The 16,392-nt window shown below is 56.5% G+C and carries 16 protein-coding genes; 9 read left to right on the top strand and 7 right to left on the bottom strand.

Going from position 1 to position 16,392, the window contains the following annotated elements; genetic code table 11:
* Positions 1-140: 140 nt before the first annotated feature.
* Positions 141-1,661 carry a leucyl aminopeptidase gene (locus tag ACT3R7_RS04330; RefSeq protein WP_193091038.1) on the bottom strand — a complete coding sequence of 507 codons (1,521 nt, stop codon included), beginning with the start codon at positions 1,659-1,661 and terminating at the stop codon, positions 141-143.
* A 122-nt stretch (positions 1,662-1,783) separates the two neighbouring features.
* Between ACT3R7_RS04330 and lptF the strand changes: the two genes are divergently transcribed.
* From lptF to bfr, 5 genes are all read left to right on the top strand, one after another.
* Positions 1,784-2,857 carry an LPS export ABC transporter permease LptF gene (lptF, locus tag ACT3R7_RS04325; protein WP_193091039.1) on the top strand — a complete coding sequence of 358 codons (1,074 nt, stop codon included), beginning with the start codon at positions 1,784-1,786 and terminating at the stop codon, positions 2,855-2,857.
* Positions 2,857-3,936, top strand: a complete 1,080-nt coding sequence (lptG, locus tag ACT3R7_RS04320) for an LPS export ABC transporter permease LptG (RefSeq protein ID WP_226940041.1) — start codon at positions 2,857-2,859, stop codon at positions 3,934-3,936. The genes lptF and lptG overlap by 1 nt, the downstream gene beginning before the upstream one ends.
* Positions 3,929-4,378, top strand: a complete 450-nt coding sequence (locus tag ACT3R7_RS04315) for an RDD family protein (RefSeq protein WP_193091040.1) — start codon at positions 3,929-3,931, stop codon at positions 4,376-4,378. Before lptG ends, ACT3R7_RS04315 begins: the two co-directional genes overlap by 8 nt.
* Before the next feature lie 181 nt (positions 4,379-4,559).
* On the top strand, positions 4,560-4,766 hold the full coding sequence (locus tag ACT3R7_RS04310; protein ID WP_018918215.1) for a bacterioferritin-associated ferredoxin: 207 nt from the start codon (positions 4,560-4,562) through the stop codon (positions 4,764-4,766).
* A gap of 181 nt (positions 4,767-4,947) precedes the next feature.
* Positions 4,948-5,433 carry a bacterioferritin gene (bfr, locus tag ACT3R7_RS04305; RefSeq protein ID WP_192538059.1) on the top strand — a complete coding sequence of 162 codons (486 nt, stop codon included), beginning with the start codon at positions 4,948-4,950 and terminating at the stop codon, positions 5,431-5,433.
* Between the two features lie 84 nt (positions 5,434-5,517).
* Here the strand turns inward: bfr and ACT3R7_RS04300 are convergent, their stop codons facing one another.
* From ACT3R7_RS04300 to sodC, 6 genes are all read right to left on the bottom strand, one after another.
* Complete coding sequence (locus tag ACT3R7_RS04300; RefSeq protein ID WP_193091041.1) at positions 5,518-7,281, bottom strand: ABC transporter permease subunit; 1,764 nt, start codon at positions 7,279-7,281, stop codon at positions 5,518-5,520.
* A 13-nt stretch (positions 7,282-7,294) separates the two neighbouring features.
* Complete coding sequence (locus ACT3R7_RS04295; protein ID WP_192539132.1) at positions 7,295-8,833, bottom strand: ABC transporter substrate-binding protein; 1,539 nt, start codon at positions 8,831-8,833, stop codon at positions 7,295-7,297.
* Between the two features lie 122 nt (positions 8,834-8,955).
* Positions 8,956-9,867, bottom strand: coding sequence for an ABC transporter ATP-binding protein (locus ACT3R7_RS04290; RefSeq protein WP_496198843.1), 912 nt, complete (start codon positions 9,865-9,867; stop codon positions 8,956-8,958).
* A complete protein-coding gene (locus ACT3R7_RS04285) occupies positions 9,868-10,698 on the bottom strand; it encodes an ATP-binding cassette domain-containing protein (RefSeq protein WP_192539130.1) in 831 nt (276 codons plus the stop codon).
* A gap of 207 nt (positions 10,699-10,905) precedes the next feature.
* Positions 10,906-12,372 (bottom strand): carbon starvation CstA family protein, encoded by a 1,467-nt coding sequence (locus ACT3R7_RS04280; RefSeq protein WP_192539129.1) that lies wholly within the window; start codon positions 12,370-12,372, stop codon positions 10,906-10,908.
* A 264-nt stretch (positions 12,373-12,636) separates the two neighbouring features.
* Positions 12,637-13,170, bottom strand: coding sequence for a superoxide dismutase family protein (gene sodC / locus ACT3R7_RS04275; RefSeq protein WP_192539128.1), 534 nt, complete (start codon positions 13,168-13,170; stop codon positions 12,637-12,639).
* 194 nt (positions 13,171-13,364) lie between these two features.
* On the opposite strand from sodC, the gene ACT3R7_RS04270 reads away from it, so the two are divergent.
* The 4 genes from ACT3R7_RS04270 (at position 13,365) to ACT3R7_RS04255 (ending at position 16,332) form a co-directional block, all read left to right on the top strand.
* Positions 13,365-14,138 (top strand): pseudouridine synthase, encoded by a 774-nt coding sequence (locus ACT3R7_RS04270; RefSeq protein WP_018918207.1) that lies wholly within the window; start codon positions 13,365-13,367, stop codon positions 14,136-14,138.
* A 15-nt stretch (positions 14,139-14,153) separates the two neighbouring features.
* Positions 14,154-15,077, top strand: coding sequence for a tRNA cyclic N6-threonylcarbamoyladenosine(37) synthase TcdA (gene tcdA / locus ACT3R7_RS04265; protein ID WP_226940042.1), 924 nt, complete (start codon positions 14,154-14,156; stop codon positions 15,075-15,077).
* Positions 15,074-15,292 carry a DUF1653 domain-containing protein gene (locus ACT3R7_RS04260; RefSeq protein ID WP_192539127.1) on the top strand — a complete coding sequence of 73 codons (219 nt, stop codon included), beginning with the start codon at positions 15,074-15,076 and terminating at the stop codon, positions 15,290-15,292. The genes tcdA and ACT3R7_RS04260 overlap by 4 nt, the downstream gene beginning before the upstream one ends.
* Positions 15,293-15,423: 131 nt before the next feature.
* Positions 15,424-16,332: an MBL fold metallo-hydrolase gene (locus tag ACT3R7_RS04255; protein ID WP_192539126.1), complete on the top strand. Its 909-nt coding sequence runs from the start codon at positions 15,424-15,426 to the stop codon at positions 16,330-16,332.
* Positions 16,333-16,392: the final 60 nt, after the last annotated feature.

Genomic DNA, 16,392 nt, shown 5'->3' with positions numbered 1-16,392 from the left:
CCGCTAGAGCCAGGCCCCGAAGGGCGAATAAGCGTGTCGTTAGAAGTAGCGCATGCCATAAACGGTAGGGCACACGCTCATGCTTCCAGATTTAACGGTTGTGGCACTCAAAGGCAACCATTGAGCGCGCAATCGTGCGATTAGTTGGCGCTGGTTTCGACCTGGGCGTCGGCTTCACGGTCTAGCAGGTACTGGGAAAGCAGGCCCACCGGGCGGCCGGTCGCGCCTTTCTGTTTGCCTGAATGCCAAGCCGTACCGGCGATATCCAGATGAGCCCAGGGGAAGTGATCGGCAAAACGCGACAAAAAGCACGCCGCGGTAATCGTACCCGCCGGGCGCCCGCCGATATTGGCCAAGTCGGCAAAGTTGGATTCCAGCTGCTCCTGGTACTCATCCCATAAGGGCAGGTGCCAGGCGCGGTCCCAGGCCGCTTCGCCGGCTTCCAGCAAATCGAGCGCCAGGTCGTCATCATTGGACAGCAGGCCGGTCGCGTGATGGCCCAGCCCCACAATGACAGCACCAGTAAGCGTGGCAATATCCACAACGCTTGCCGGCTTGAAGCGCTCGGCATACGTCAGCGCGTCGCAAAGTACCAGGCGGCCTTCGGCATCGGTATTGAGTACTTCAACCGTCAGGCCTTTAAGCGTTTTGATGATATCGCCGGGCTTGGTGGCCAGGCCGTCCGGCATGTTCTCGGCGGCAGCGACGATAAACACCAGGTTGAGCTTGGGCTTGATGGCGAGCATCGTCTTGACGGTGCCAAATACGCTGGCGGCGCCGCACATGTCGAATTTCATTTCGTCCATGCCTTCGCCAGGTTTCAGCGAAATGCCGCCGGTATCGAAAGTGATACCTTTACCTACCAGAACGTGAGGCGCTTCTTCGCGCTCCGCCGCGCCGTTGTACTTCATGACGATCAGACGAGTAGGTTCGTGACTGCCTCGACCGACCGAGAGCAAAGAGCCTGCGCCCAGCGCTTCCAGTGCGTCCTCATCGAGAATCTCGACGTCCAACGCGCCGTTGGAGGTCCGGCCCAATTCCTCTGCCTGCTCGGCAAGGTAGCGCGGCGTGCACACATTGCCCGGCAGGTTGCCCAGCGTGCGCGTGTAGTTGATGCCCTGGCCGATAGCGGCGCCAATGCGCGCCCCTTGGCTGGCAAGCTCAGCGTCACCCGCTTCGCTCACCATCAGCGTTAATGCGTTAAGGCTCGCTAAAGGTGTGGGCTGCGACTTAAACTGATCGAAGCGATAGACGGCGCGCTCAGCCGCTTCCAGTACCTTGCGGGCTTTCCAGTTGCTGTCACGGGTTTCAAGCGGCACATCGTCAAATGCGATGCTGGCTTCATCCACCGGCAGTTTGGTAAGCGCTGCCATGGCGGCATCCAGCGCTTTTAAAAACGCCGCTTCCTGGCACTTTTCGCGCTCGCCGAGGCCTACTAACAATAGCCGCTCTGCGCCAAGACCCGGTGCAAACGGAATCATCTGCACGTTGCCAAGCGCTGGATCAAAGTCGCCGCGCTCAAGCAACTGGCCGATTAAACGCTCGCTGGCGTCATCTAATCTGGCGGCCGTGGGTAGTAAGTCGCTACCTTTAAAAATGGGGATGACGAGACAAGCCGTTTCGGCTTTAGCCGGATTGGCGGTCTGAACGGAAAATTCCATGACGTCTCCAACAAGACAAGCATCGAGGGATTCGGGATAATGCCCCGTACTGAGTGTTCGTTTAGTGTACCCAAGCCATGGGCGCATTGCATGGCATCCTGCACGATTAGCCGGAGAGGGCGTTGATTTTATTTCGGTACTTAACTCGCGAAGTGTTACTCACCATGTCCGCGGTGGCCGGTATTCTATTGCTGGTCATTATGGGCAGCCGTTTTATTCGCTACTTTTCAGATGCAGCGGAGGGTGATTTTCCGGTCACCATTCTGGGCAGCCTGATGATGTTTCATCTACCCGGCTTTATGGAGCTGGTGCTCCCACTGGCGTTTTTCCTGGGTATTCTGCTGGCCTATGGGCAGCTCTATATGAACAGCGAAATTACCGTCATGGTGGCCTGCGGCATGAGCCCGCTGCGTCTTTTACGGGTCACGCTATTGCCTGCCTCCATCGTCGCGGTATTGGTCGCTCTCTGTAGCCTGTGGCTAACCCCGGCCGGCGCACTGCAAACAGCGGCCACGCTAGAAGAACAGCGCAGCCGGCTGGATGTCTCGGTGCTGGCCCCTGGGCGCTTTCAGGATTTTGGCGGTGGTCGTACGGCGTATATCACTGATTTCAGTAGTGACGGTACTGAAATGCAGGAAGTCCTGGTGCACGAACTGCCTGGGCCCGAAAACCCGCATAGCTTTATAACGCGGGCGGGGTCGGGGTATCAGGAAACCCGAGTTGAAACGGGCAGTCGCTTTTTGGTGCTGGAAGATGGCGAGCGCTATGGCGTGGCCCCCGGTCAGATGGATGCGCAGCGACTTACCTTTGAACGCTATACGATGCGCCTGGGATTAAGCCGTAGCCGCCAAGAGCTGGATTCGCTTGAGTTCGCAACTACCGCAGCGCTTTGGCACGACCCCAACCCGCGTGCTCAGGCACAGTTTCAGTGGCGTGCAGGGCTGCCGTTCATGGTGTTTATATTGGCCTTGCTTGCCCAGCCGCTTTCCCGCGTAAACCCTCGCCAGGGTCGGTTTGCCAAGTTGCTGCCCGCGGTGTTTTTGTATGTCGGCTATTTAAGTTTGCTGCTCGCGGCGGTGGATGCCATCGGGAGCGGCACATTAACGCCGCTAATCGGCGTTTGGCCGGTACATTTACTGTTTTTAGGCCTGGGATTACTGCTTTTATGGCGCTCTCAGCGTAAGGGGATGCGTTAATGCTGAATGTGCTGATAGTTGCGGATCGTTTAGATCGGTATATCGCCCGCAACGTACTGGGGGCGATCATCGTTGTCCAGTTCGTGCTGTTGGGGCTGGATATCACGCTTGCCTACATTGGTGACCTGCGCCACGTACAAGGCAATTACACCGCACTGGACGTGTTCTTTTATTTACTCATGCGTACACCGTGGCGTTTTTATCAGTATGCCCCGGTGGCGGTGCTGATCGGCGCGCTGATTGGTTTGGGCAGCATGGCGTCCAGCAATGAGCTTACCGTTATGCGCGCCTCTGGGCGTTCGCTGGCGCGTATTGTCTGGGGCGTAATGAAACCGGTGCTGTTGGTGGTGGTTGTGGTACTGCTGATCGCCGAGTTCGTAAGCCCGCGCACCGAGCAGTTTGCCGAAGCGTGGCAGCTTGAACAGCGCCAGGGCGAAAGCGCCCAGCCCGCCAGTCGCAGCGGCTGGCAGTTTGAAGGCGATAGCGTTTACCGGTTCGGGGCGATTCGCGCCGACGAAGTGGTGCTCGATTTAACCCGCTACCGCTTCGATGAGCGGCGATTGATTGAAGCCACGCATGCCGCTCGCGCGCATTGGGAGGAGGGCGCCTGGCGGCTTGAAAATGTGACTACCACGCGTATTTACGATGATTATACCGAGTCTGAAAGCCAGGCCAGCGCCTTCTGGGAAACGCATATTACTCCTGTACAGCTCGAGCGCCTGCTGCGTGATATCGAGAGCCAGGCACCCAGTGAGCTATGGGCCTATGCGCGCTATCTGCAGGCGCAGGGGCTAACCGCGGATCAGCCGCTGCTGTACTTCTGGCAAAAGATGCTTATGCCGCTCACCATGGGCTCGCTGGTCCTGATTGCCGCCTCGTTTGTATTTGGCCCGCTGCGTACCGTGGCGGCGGGCACGCGGGTATTTTATGGTGTGGTCACCGGGCTTGCGTTTAAATATATCCAGGATTTGCTGGCCCCTGCATCCACGATTTTCGGATTTTCACCGGTATGGGCGGTACTGGTGCCGACCCTGGCCTGTGCCGCCGTGGGGATTTATTTCCTGCGCCGCAATGGCTAACGTAGTTTCAGCCGGGGTGGGCCGCCGGCTGGGCGCCATGGCGTATGATGGCGTAATAGTGCTAGCCCTCTGGCTGCTTATTACGATTATCCATCTAGCGTTTTTCCGGCTGATACTCAGTCAACCCGTGGAAGCCGTCGGGGCTTCTGCTTTGGCCGTCTGGAGCCTGCGCGGTTTACTGCTTCTCTCTACCACTGGTTTCTTCTGTTTTTTTTGGCAGTGCGCCGGTATGACCTTGGGCATGCAGGCGTGGCGTCTGCGTGTGCAAACCATTGATGGCCAAACTATTACTCTTAGGCAGAGCCTTATACGCTGTGGGATCGCTTGGCTCTCTTTGGCGCTATTTGGCCTGGGCTATTGGTGGGTTCTTTTGGATAGTCGTCAACGCAGCTGGCCAGATATAGCCTCCCAGACGCGCACTGTTTTCGTGCCTGATCACTAAAAAATGGGCACTTAAACACTAATATTTTTTATTAGAACTTATGCAACTAATTACTAAGCAATTGTGTTGATTTAGGTTTTTTTGAGTGAAAGACAATCACTACTAAAAGGCATAGTTTTTTACTTGATAAAATGTATGCGAATCATTTACATTCATCTCATGTTATTTATGAGGTGTCGCCATGTACGTTTGCGTGTGCAAGGGAGTAACCGATCATCAGATTCGTCAGCAGGTGAGCGATGGAGCGCGCAGCTGGCGAGAAGTGCGTGAAGCCACCGGCTGTGCCACCCAGTGTGGCAAGTGCGCCTGCTATGCCAAATCGCTTACCAAAGAAGCGCTTTATGAAGCACGTATGGAAGCCGATATGAGTCTCGCTTACGCCGTGTGACGCGAATCACTCTTGTTAGGGTTATCGTTAGCAAATAACTGATTTATTTGAATTTTTCTTCATCTTCTCTATACTCTCAGAAAACTGGGAGTATGCCTTTGCATGGCCTATACTCCTTCATTAACGTAACTGCTTGATTGGTTAGATTAACTATCAGCATTACAGCGAGAAAGGTGACGTCATGAAAGGTGATCCCCAGGTAATCCAGCATTTAAACAAAGCATTGGGCAACGAGCTTATTGCCATTAATCAGTACTTTTTGCATGCCAAAATGTATAAGGATTGGGGGCTTAAGGCACTGGCTAAGTGGGAATACGACGAGTCCATTGAAGAAATGCAGCACGCTGACAAGCTGATTGAACGCATTTTGTTCCTGGAAGGCATTCCTAATCTTCAGGATCTGGGCAAGCTACATATCGGTGAAAACGTCAAGGAGATGCTCGAAAGCGATCTTAGAATCGAGCACGACGGCCGCAACGACTACATCGAAGCCATCACCTACTGTGAAAGCGTTAAAGACTACGTATCACGTGATTTGCTGCGCGACCTGCTCGCCGATGAAGAAGATCATATTGATCATATCGAAACCGAGCTGAAGCTGATTGATCAGGTTGGCATCCAGAACTACATGCTGCGCCAAATGCAGCTGGCGGGCGACCACGAGTAAGCCACGCTAAAGACGTGAAAAGACAACACCTCCGACACGATGTCGGGGGTGTTTTTTTATGCCTGAAACCTGTGGCGAAGTGATCTAGCGAAGTGATTTCCTGACACCGACAATGCTTGAAAGCGATACGGCGAGGATAGAAAGCAGAATCAGCGCCAGCGCAGGGATCAGCACCGCCCAGGGCGCTCGCTCTATATACGGCATGCCTTCCGCCAGGATTAATCCCCACTCAGGTGAGGGAGGGCGTGGGCCTAGGCCCAGAAACCCCAGTGCAGCAAGGGCAAGGGCCACGCCCGGTAAGCGCAGCATGGCGTGGCGGAACACCGGGCCCAGAACGGCCGGCAGAACATACCGGCTCATCAAGCGAAAATGCCCGACACCTAAAATAGGCGTAATCCGCACGTGGGGCTGAGCTTTGACTTCTGCTACCAGCGCCGCCGTGTGTGCCGCCAATGGTGCCCAGGCAACGGCAGTGACGGCAATAATGGCGCCGCCGGCGCTAGGCCCCGCCAAACCCGCCACAATAAGCCCCGCAATAGTGGGCGGAGTGGCCTTGGTGATTTCAATCGGGCCGGTTGCAAACCTTGGCGCCAGCCCAATGAGAAGCCCGAGCAGCAGCGACAAACAGACAACCACTACGGCCATGCCCATGGTGGAAAGTGCTCCGTGGGCAACGCGTGCCAGAATATCGCGCCCGGTGCCGTCCGCGCCTAAAGGCAGCGCCCAGCTTGGCGGCTCAAGACGCATAAATGCCGAGCTGAACGGGTCGCGGGTAATACCGGTAACTACCAGCACGCACAGCAGAGTAATAGCCACCGCAGGTACTGCCCACGCGCCTCGCTGGGCGTGATGCTCGCTATGTGCCACCGGTAGCGCGCCAAGGCGAAATGCACGACCCAGCAGCAGCGCGCGGGCAATATTGGCCAAGCTGCCCAGCATAATCGCAATCACCAGCAGAATAAGGATCCCGGTTTGCAGTGCCGGCAAGTCCTGTGCTGAAGCCGCCCCGAGGGTTGCCCGGCCAAGCCCTGGAATGGAAAACACTTGCTCGACGGCAATCGCGCCGCCGGTCAAGGCCACCATCACCATACCTACCTGGGGCATCAGGCTGGGCAGGGTTCGCCTTAATGCTGCCAACGTAATCCGGCTGCGTGAAAATCCCGCCACGCTCCAGGTTGCCACCCAGCGCTCGGTAAACGTAACCGCCAGGCCATCACTAAACAGCCTGCCCAATAACCCCCCTGCCGGTAAACCCAGCGCAAAAGCGGGCAGTACTACATAGCTTAAACCTCGCCAGCCGTAAGGCGGTAGCCAGTTAAGCCAGGCGGCAAAAATGACCAGCAGCACAGACGCAAGCAAAAATTCAGGCAGGGCGGTCAACGTCGCACCCATTGCGCCGGATGAGCGGCGTACCCGGCCGTTAAGGCCTCGGTGAACCACCGGCACGCAGATAAGGATGGCCGTGATGACCGCTACCAGCATGCCAAACGCCATCAAGGTGATCGATACCTGCGCGCTTTTCAACATACCAGGCAGGACGGGCGCGCCGGAGATCCAGGAGTTGCCCGCATCGCCATGCATCAACCCCATCAGCCAGCTTTGCAGCTTTTCAAACGGACCAAGCTCCAGGCCAAGCTGGGCGCGAATGGCGGCCAGGGCTTCGGGCGTGGCTTCCTGTTCGGCCGAGCGCGCCCGCAAAATGCTCAGCGCCGGATCCCGCCCTGAGAGCCACGGCAAGAGCCCAACCAAAACCACCACTCCTCCAAGCGTTACCAACCGTGAGACCAGCGGGATAAAAGGCTCGAGGCGCAGGCGGCGCCAAAGGCGCCGCGGTGTCGCGATAGTCATACGTGGTGTGCCCTTAGGACTCGCTATCAATATCGAGTGTGGTTTTTTCCGTGATTAGCGTACGCTCGCGCGGGTCGCGTTCGGCATTGGCAACGCGTGCCGACTCGCCCTGAATAACGCGCTCATGCAGCATGGGAATCGCTGCATCGGTGCGCAAAATAGCCGCTTCTACATCGATAATAGCCTGGCGTCGCGCATCCCCTGTGGGTAGCTCGGAGGCAGTTGCTAGCGCTTCATCCACAGCAGAGTCGCATAGCTGAGCGATATTAAACGAGCCTGCGCAGGCGAAGTCGCTAAACATATAGGCAACCGGGTCGCCAGAGTCGAGTACCGTCGCTCGGGAGAGAATAAACGCATCGAATTCACCTGCCAGCGCATCAGCTTCAATATGAGCGTACTCACGCACTTCCTGGCTAACGTTAAAGCCCGCGCGGGTTAGCTGCTGTTCGAGTAGAACGGCGACTTCGGGAAGCTCAGCGCGGTCGGTAAAGGTGGCTAGGGTGATCTCAGCACCGTTCGGCTCGGCGGGCGCGGCGCGATTCTCGATCGGTTGGCGGATGCCGTTTGCCCAGGCAAGTGCCGGGCCAAGCAAGCCCTCGGCAATATCGGCACGACCTTCGTAGACGGTGTTTACAATTGACGGGCGGTCAATCGCTTCACGAATCGCTGCGCGCAGGGCTGGGTCGGCCAGCGGGCCAGTCTGAGTATTGAGGTACAGCGTATTGGTGCGCGGCATTGGCACTTCGTGTACACGCTCAGGATCAAGAAGGGCGACTTGGGAGACTGGAATGGCCTCAACCACATCAGCCACACCGGTTCTTAAGGAGGCTGCTCGTGCGGTACCATCGGGCACATAGTCGGCATCAATACCGGCCACCGCCGCAGGTTCGCCCCAGTAATCGTCAAAGCGGTCAAGCTTGGCGCTGGTGGTGCCGTTGATCTCTGTTAAGACGAACGGGCCGGTGCCCGCTTCGATAGGGTTGACCCGACCATCATCGCCATACGCCTTGGCGGCTAAAATCGCCAGCTGCGGGCTGGAAAGGCGGTTAGGGATCAGCGGGTCGTCTTTTTCTGTACGCACAATCACCGCGTTATCGCCATCGGCTTCGATGGTCATATTGACCCCATCTAGAATACGCGGCTTGGGCGTTGCCTGAGTTGCCGCCTTGAGAGAGTTCACCACGTCTCCCGCCGTTAGCGCTGTACCATCATGGAACACGACGCCATCGCGAATCACAAACCGCCAGGTTTTCGAATCAAGCTGTTCCCACTCGGTCGCCAGAAACGGCTGAGGGTCGCTGTTGGCATCGAGTCGAATCAAGGTTTCAGCATTGCTCCATCGCGAAAGCTTGAAGGCATCGTCAGACAGCGGCGTTAACCCAGAGCGCGGTGGCTGAAGCATGGCCACGTTAATACGCGTGCCAACTTCGGATGAGTTGGTGTCGCGCTGTTCTTCAAAACAACCGGCAAGCAGCAACGGGGCAGCTAGGGCAATTGGAAGAGAAAGGCGCAGGGAGAGGCGTGGGGAATGGCGTCGTGGGTGGCGGAACATCGAAAAATCTCCTAGGGGAAAGTGATTAACAGGCAAGCGATTGCCCAGGCGCGGTAGGACAATACCTAAGCGCTTCACTGGGCGAAGGGGGTGAAAAGTGCCTGGCGGTTGATCGTGAACGTTTATAAAAGCGTGTCTACCTCAGCGGCGTTGCAGTCCGGATAAGCACAGGTAGGCAGTTGGGAGACGGCGTTAATTAAATCCCGCGTGACCGTATGGCGAGGGTTACGCCATAGCTCAGCAGTGGGGCGGTCTTCGACGATATTGCCGTTATCCATCACCAGCGTGCGCTGGCATAGCTTGGCGACCACTGATAAGTCATGCGACACCATCAAAAGCCCGGTGCCATTCTCATCACACAGCTTTCTGAGTACGTTGATTACCTGGGTGCGAACCGGCAAGTCGAGACCGCTGAGCGGCTCATCGGCCAATAAATAGCGCGGGCGGGTGGCAATGGCACGCGCAATAGCCACCCGCTGTGCCTGGCCGCCGGAAAGCTCATGAGGCTTGCGATCCAAAAAACACGCATCCAGGCCAACGTTCTCTAACGCTTCGCAAGCCCGCTCAACCGGGTCGCAATCTACCTTGAGGCGAATCAGCGGCTCGGCGACCAGGGCGCGAACGCTCATTCGTGGGTCCAGCGAGGAAGCCGGGTCCTGAGGGATGTACTGAACCGCTTGGCGGTACCAGCGGAGCTTGGTTGTCGAAGCAGGGCGCACATCTTTCTGTTCACAGGTAATCGAGCCGCTATCCGGCGCTTCAATCGCTAAAAGCGAGCGCAACAGGGTAGTTTTACCCGAGCCTGATAAGCCCACTAACCCCACGCGTTCGCCAGGATAAAGCGTGAGATCAATATCGTTCATTACCTGCTTGCGCTCGCCTGCACGCCAAAACACCTCGCGGGGTAGCGAGACGCTCTTGTTGAGTCCGCGTGCCGAGAGGAAAGCGGCTTTTCCGCTCACCACTGCCAGGCTATTAGAAATGGGTCGGCCATTAAAAACGGATCGGCTATTAAAGGGGATCGCGCGCTGCATCTAGGCACTCTTTAGGTAGTCAACGGGCATTGGCTCGGCAGCATTGGTTAGTTCTGTGGGCTGTACGCTGTGTGCGGCAGCCACCAGCTCTTGGGTGAAACGATGCTGGGGAGTAGTAATCAGGGTGTCCAGCGCGCCGCTTTCAATCATCACGCCACGTTCAATAATCACGGCCCGCTGGCAGAGCTGCGCTGCCGCGTGAAGGTCGTGGGTAATAAACAGCAACGCGGTGTTCGAGGTGCCTGTATGTTCACGCAAGGCGCGTAATACCTGGGCCTGAGTGACCACGTCCAACGCGGTGGTGGGCTCATCAGCGACCATCAAGGCGGTTTTACAGGCCATCGCCAGCGCAATGCAGACACGCTGGCGTTGCCCGCCGGAAAGCTCCGCCGGAGTTCGCCTTATCAATCGTTGGCAATCATCCAGGACCATGGCTTCAAGTAGAGCCATGGCAGCCTGGTCGGCGGCCTTGCGTGATAAACCATGGTGGCGCGAAAACGGCTCGCGTAGCTGAGAGCCTACCGTGACCAGGGGATTGAGCGCCGCGAGAGAATCTTGAAAGACCATCGACACCCGGGCATCGTTTCGGCGTCGTGCGGCGGGCGTTCGAATGACTTCGCGTCCCTGAATACGAATGCTGCCTTGCACCTGGGCATTGGGGGGTAAAAGCCCCAGCACCGCTTTAGCGGTGAACGATTTACCCGACCCGGACGCGCCTAGCAGGCAAACGCGCTCGTCAGGCAGCACGTCGAAAGAAAGGCCGTCGACAACCGTTTGTCGGCCGATTTTTATGCGCAGGTCACGCACGGATAAAACAGGATCGCTGCACATTGATAACATCGCTTACGGCGCCACTAAATCGTTAATAATCGTTATGATATAACGTTTTTTGGCGGGGCGGCAATATGCACGTAAGCAAAACGAACAGCGACATAAAAGGGGAATTAACGCGCGGCAATCAACAGGCATAAAAAAAGCGCTGAAAAATCAGCGCTTAATTAATTCCTTGGCAGTGTCTACTGTCAGGTGGAGGACGCCTTATTTAGACGAAAAAGCTAACACTTCGTCATCGGTAAAGTTAGCGGCAGCCTCATCAACTTTAAAGGTCGCACGGCTTAAGCGGCGTACGCGTTTCATAAACAGCGCAATACACACCAGCGTGCCGAGTGCAGCGGCGGCGTAGCTCCACTGAAGCGGAAGCCCAAATCCAATCGGCGCGTAGGCGATATAGGTAAAGGTGGCCATGGTCATAAACACCGCGGGAATCGATGTGATCAGGTAAGGCTTACGCGAAAGCACTAGATACATTGTCGCGACCCATAGCGCAATCACGGCTGTAGTCTGGTTCGCCCAGGAGAAGTAGCGCCACAGCAGGGTGAAGTCCATATGGGTCAGAATGTACGACATCGCAAATAGCGGAAGGGCAATTAACAGACGCTTAATAATCGGGCGTTGGTCAATTTTCAGATAGTCGGCAATAATCATGCGTGCGCTACGAAATGCGGTGTCGCCCGAGGTGATCGGTAGCACGATAACACCCAATACTGCCAGTGTACCGCCGACAGCGCCCAGCATGGTGGTGGCAACTTCGTTAACCACGGCAGCAGGGCCGCCAGCTGCCAGCACCGCAGAAAGGTTTTGGTCACCATGGAACAGGCTCATCGCGGCCGCGGCCCAGATCATGGCGATAACGCCTTCGGTGATCATCATGCCGTAAAAGATTTTGCGCCCGTTAGTTTCGTTCTCAGTGGTGCGCGAAATAATCGGTGTTTGCGTGGCGTGAAAACCCGAAAGCGCACCGCAGGAAATGGTCAAGAACAGCAGTGGGAAGATAGGGGCGCCTTCCGGATGCATATTCTGGAACGAAAGCTCAGGAATCGGGGCGCCGGTAACCACCAGACCAATGCCGATACCGGCAGCGCTGAACAGCAACAGCGCCCCGAAATAGGGGTAGATGCGGCCAATCACTTTATCAATAGGCAGCAGCGTGGCAATCAAGTAGTAGGCAAAAATCGCCAGAATAATCAGAGTAAGGGAGATCGGCGTCATGTTGTTTAACAGCGCTGCCGGCGAGGTAACAAACACTGTACCCACCAACAGCAGCAGCAAAATGGCAAAACCGTTCACCACATGCTTCATGGCCTTACCCAAAAACTTACCGGCTAATTGGGGCAAGTGAGCGCCGTGGTTACGAATCGAGATCATACCGGTCAGGTAGTCGTGCACCGCGCCTGCAAAAATGCAGCCGATCACGATCCACACAAACGCTATCGGACCATACAGAGCACCCAGGATTGGCCCGAAGATAGGCCCGACACCTGCAATATTAAGTAATTGAATTAATGAGTTACGCGTGGTGTTCATCGGTACGTAATCGATGTTATCCCGCATGCTAAACGCGGGTGTCTGACGCTTTCTATTAGTTACAAAAACGCGTTCGACAAATTTGCCATACGTAAAATAGCCCACGATCAGCAGCAGGATCGATACAATAAATGTAATCATTTAGGGCACCAAAGTGGTCAGAAGGATGGAGTTAACGTGACAGGTAGGTTCTGGCATACGCTGGCAGAGCCTTATTTAGCCTTGCAGAATGTACAGAGTCATAAACCGATGCGCTGCTAGACTTTAGTGGGCTATAAGTACCCTATCGTTAATCCAAAAAAACGAGCAGCCCATTGGCTGCCCGCTGATACACCACTTAATGACGCCGCTATTGATCAAGCGCTATGACAGAACCCTCAGGATTCTACTATTACGACTCAACTATTATGACTCCACGACGCCACAGGCCATACGACCGCCGCCACCGCCCAGGTGGGGCTCGTCGGAATAGGTGTCGCCACCTTCATGAATCATTAACGCCCGGCCCGGCATGTCTTCCATGCTCAAACGCGGCGCGAGGACGGGTAGGTTAGCTTCGCCATCTTCATTTACGGTTAAGACGGGTAAATCACCCAGGTGACCGTCGCCATAAGGGCCTTGGTGCGTGCCGGTTTCTTCCGGATCATAGTGGCCACCGGCTGCTTGTGCCGCGGTCATTTCGCCTTCATCGTTTTCAGCCGGTTCACAGCTGGCATTCTGGTGAACGTGAAAACCATAGACACCGGGTTCCAGGCCACTTAGCGAGGGTGTGAGCAGTAAGCCATGGTCGGTGGTTTCCAGCGATACGCTACCGATTGACTCTTCAACGCCATCGGTGCTCACCTTGTGCATATCGACCTCAAGGGTCTCATTGGCATGAGCCGCTGATGCCAGCAGTAATGAAGCCGCGATACCGGTTAGTGTGGTTGCAAGACGCATGTGCACTTCTCCTTTCCTGTTCCATGGAAACGCTATGTAAGCGCTGTTATTCAAGGTAGCTGTCTCAAAGCGAGTCCGCCAATCCCGCTTTTGATAAACTGCCCTGCCGATTGGCTGGATAATAAGCGGGCAGTTGATGACATCTGTCGGCCAAGCCGCGACAATAGCGGCTCGTTTTTGCCCCAGGACGCGCTATGTTGCCCCTCAGAATCCTCTACCAGGATGAGCACCTTGTTGTGGTGCATAAGCCCTCCGGGCTTTTGGTACACCGCTCGGCGCTGGCGCGTGGGGAAACCCAGTTTTTACTACAGCAGCTGCGCGACCAGTTAGGGCAGCGCGTTTATCCTGTGCACCGGTTGGATAGACCCACGTCAGGCGCCATTGTGTTTGCGCTGTCTTCAACCGTTGCAGGGCTTTTAAGCGAAGCGTTTAGTGAACGGCATGTCGAGAAGGGCTACCTGGCGGTCGTGCGCGGCAAGGCGCCCGAGCAGGACCGGCTGGATTACCCGCTGCGCGAAGAGGACGGCACGCGGCCCAAGGCAGAAATGCCGGCGATGCCCGCCATGACCGATATTCGCCGCCTGGATAGCGTCGAGCTCCCCGTTCAGGTAGACCGCTATCCGGTTGCGCGCTATTCCCTGGTAGAAGCGAAACCGCTGACCGGGCGGCGGCATCAAATTCGCCGTCATCTATCGCGGCGCGGCTACCCGATTATTGGCGATGCCAAGCACGGCAAAAGTATCCACAACCGGTTTTTTGCTGAAAAGCTGAGCGCGCCACGGCTGTTATTGGCCGCCACCTATCTGGCGTTTGACCATCCGGTGCTGGCCAATCGGATACAGGTGAGCTGTGCACTCGATGACACTATGACCACCTTGTTTCATCATTTGGGTTGGGCGGGGCACCTGCCGCTGGATAGCGTTCGTACGCCGCCGCTAAGCGCGCCATCAGCCTTACCAATGCCTTAAAAGATTGAGTTTGCTATGTCTTCTACGCCTCCGGTTAATTCCGCTGCAACACCAGGTGTTGACCCGGCCTCTGCCGGTTCAACCGCTATTAGCTCAGTTGCGAACGACTCTGTCTCTGGAAGCCCAGCTTCGCAGGATTATGAATTTCGCTTTGGCGGCATTCGGCGCCTTTATGGGCAGCGCGCGGCCACCGCGTTTCGTCATGCTCATGTAGTGGTGGTCGGTGTCGGCGGGGTAGGTAGCTGGGCAGTTGAGTCGCTGGCGCGCTCGGGTATCGGCAAGCTCACGTTGATTGATCTGGACGATGTGTGTGTGTCCAACGTTAACCGCCAGCTGCACGCTCTGGACGGCACTATCGGCCAACCCAAGGTAGACGTGCTGGCCGAACGCTGCCGCCTGATCGCGCCGGAAATCGACATCGTCGCCGACACGGCGTTTGTCACGCCCACTAACCTGGCCGAGCGCATTCCCGATGACGCCGATCATGTGGTGGACGCCATCGACAGCGTTATCGCCAAGGCCGCGCTGATTGCCTGGTGCAAGCGGCGCAAGATCCCGATTACCGTGACCGGTGCCGCCGGTGGTCAGACCGACCCTACGCGTATTCAGGTGGCCGATTTAACCCGTACCGAACACGACCCGCTGTTATCCAAAGTGCGCTCGCGCCTGCGCCGGGATTACAACTTCTCGCGTAATCCCAAGCGGCGCTTCTCGGTCGAGTGCGTCTACTCCGATGAGCAGCTGGTGTATCCCGGCAGCGACGGTGAAGTGTGCCTGCAAAAGCCCGGCAGCGGCAATGCCACCCGCCTGGACTGCGCCTCGGGCTTCGGCGCGGCTACCTTCGTCACCGGCACGTTTGGCTTTGTAGCGGCCTCCAAAGTGCTCGAACGCCTGGCCAAAAAAGCCAATCAGCCAGCCACTCAAAAGGAAAGCCAATGACCGCCCCCATTCCCGGTATTTATCGCCACTATAAAGGCGCACTTTACGAAGTGCTCGGCACCGCCCAGCACAGCGAAACCGAAGAACCGCTAGTGGTCTACCGCGCCCTTTATGGGGAGTACGGGCTGTGGGTGCGTCCGCTTGAAATGTTTACCGAGACTGTCACTAAAGAAGGCCACACTCAGCCGCGCTTTGCGCTGGTAAAGGCGTTTTAATCGACGCTTTACTGCAAACATTCGTGCAGCCACCCATAGCCCTTATATTCTTTATACGGCTATGGTTATAACCCTGTTGGCCTAAGTGGTAGGCTATTGCACTATCACTTATTGATCCGTCAGGAGACAGCATGAAGACGTTTGCGCGTTCAGCAAGTACGGGTGAGGGGATGCCTGTGGTGGCAGGCTTTTTTGATCCGCGTACGTTTAGCGTTCAATACATCGTCAGTGACCCTGTTTCGCGAGCATGCGCGATTATCGACCCGGTGCTGGATTTCGACGAGAAGTCCGGCGCCACCGCCACCCATCATGCCGACGAACTGCTTGCCTATGTGGCAAAGCACGATCTGAAGGTAGAGTGGATTCTGGATACCCATCCGCATGCGGATCACTTCTCTGCCGCGCAGTATCTGAAAGACAAAACTGGCGCACCCACCGCGATTGGCGAGCACATTACGAAAGTACAGGCGCTGTGGAAGGAGATTTACCACTGGCCAGACATGCCCGCTGATGGCCGTCAGTGGGATAGGCTGTTTGCGGCAGGCGATACGTTCAATATTGGGGAGTTAAGCGCCAAAGTATTGCATTCCCCAGGCCATACGTTGGCCTCAATTACCTATGTAATAGGCGATACGGCGTTTGTGCATGACACTCTGTTTCAGCCGGATTTCGGCACCGCGCGGGCTGACTTTCCCGGTGGCGATGCCCAGGCGTTATGGAATTCCATCCAGGCGATTCTTGCGCTGCCAGCGGCTACCCGCCTGTTTACCGGCCACGACTATATGCCGGATGGCCGCGAGCCAAAATGGGAAAGCAGCGTGGCTGAACAGCGGGACACCAATCCGCACTTAGTGGGAAACAGTGCCGCAGATTACATTGCCCTGCGCGAAACGCGCGATAGCGAGCTGCCCATACCGAAACTGATGCTTCACGCGCTGCAGGTCAACACTCAAGGCGGGCGCTTGCCAGAGCCCGAAGCCAACGGCAAGCGCTATCTGAAAATCCCCCTGGATGCCTTGAAAGGGGCGAAGTGGGGCTAGCGTTACTGTCGTACGTCTTTGATTGGTGAAAACGTCCTGAAACCGGTAGCGTGTTAGCTC

Origin of the sequence: Halomonas sp. AOP43-A1-21 (genome assembly GCF_052376775.1) — a bacterium.
GTDB lineage: Bacteria > Pseudomonadota > Gammaproteobacteria > Pseudomonadales > Halomonadaceae > Vreelandella > Vreelandella colorata.
The sequence above is the reverse complement of the archived record's forward strand: the minus strand, read 5'-3'. Positions and strand labels throughout refer to the sequence as shown.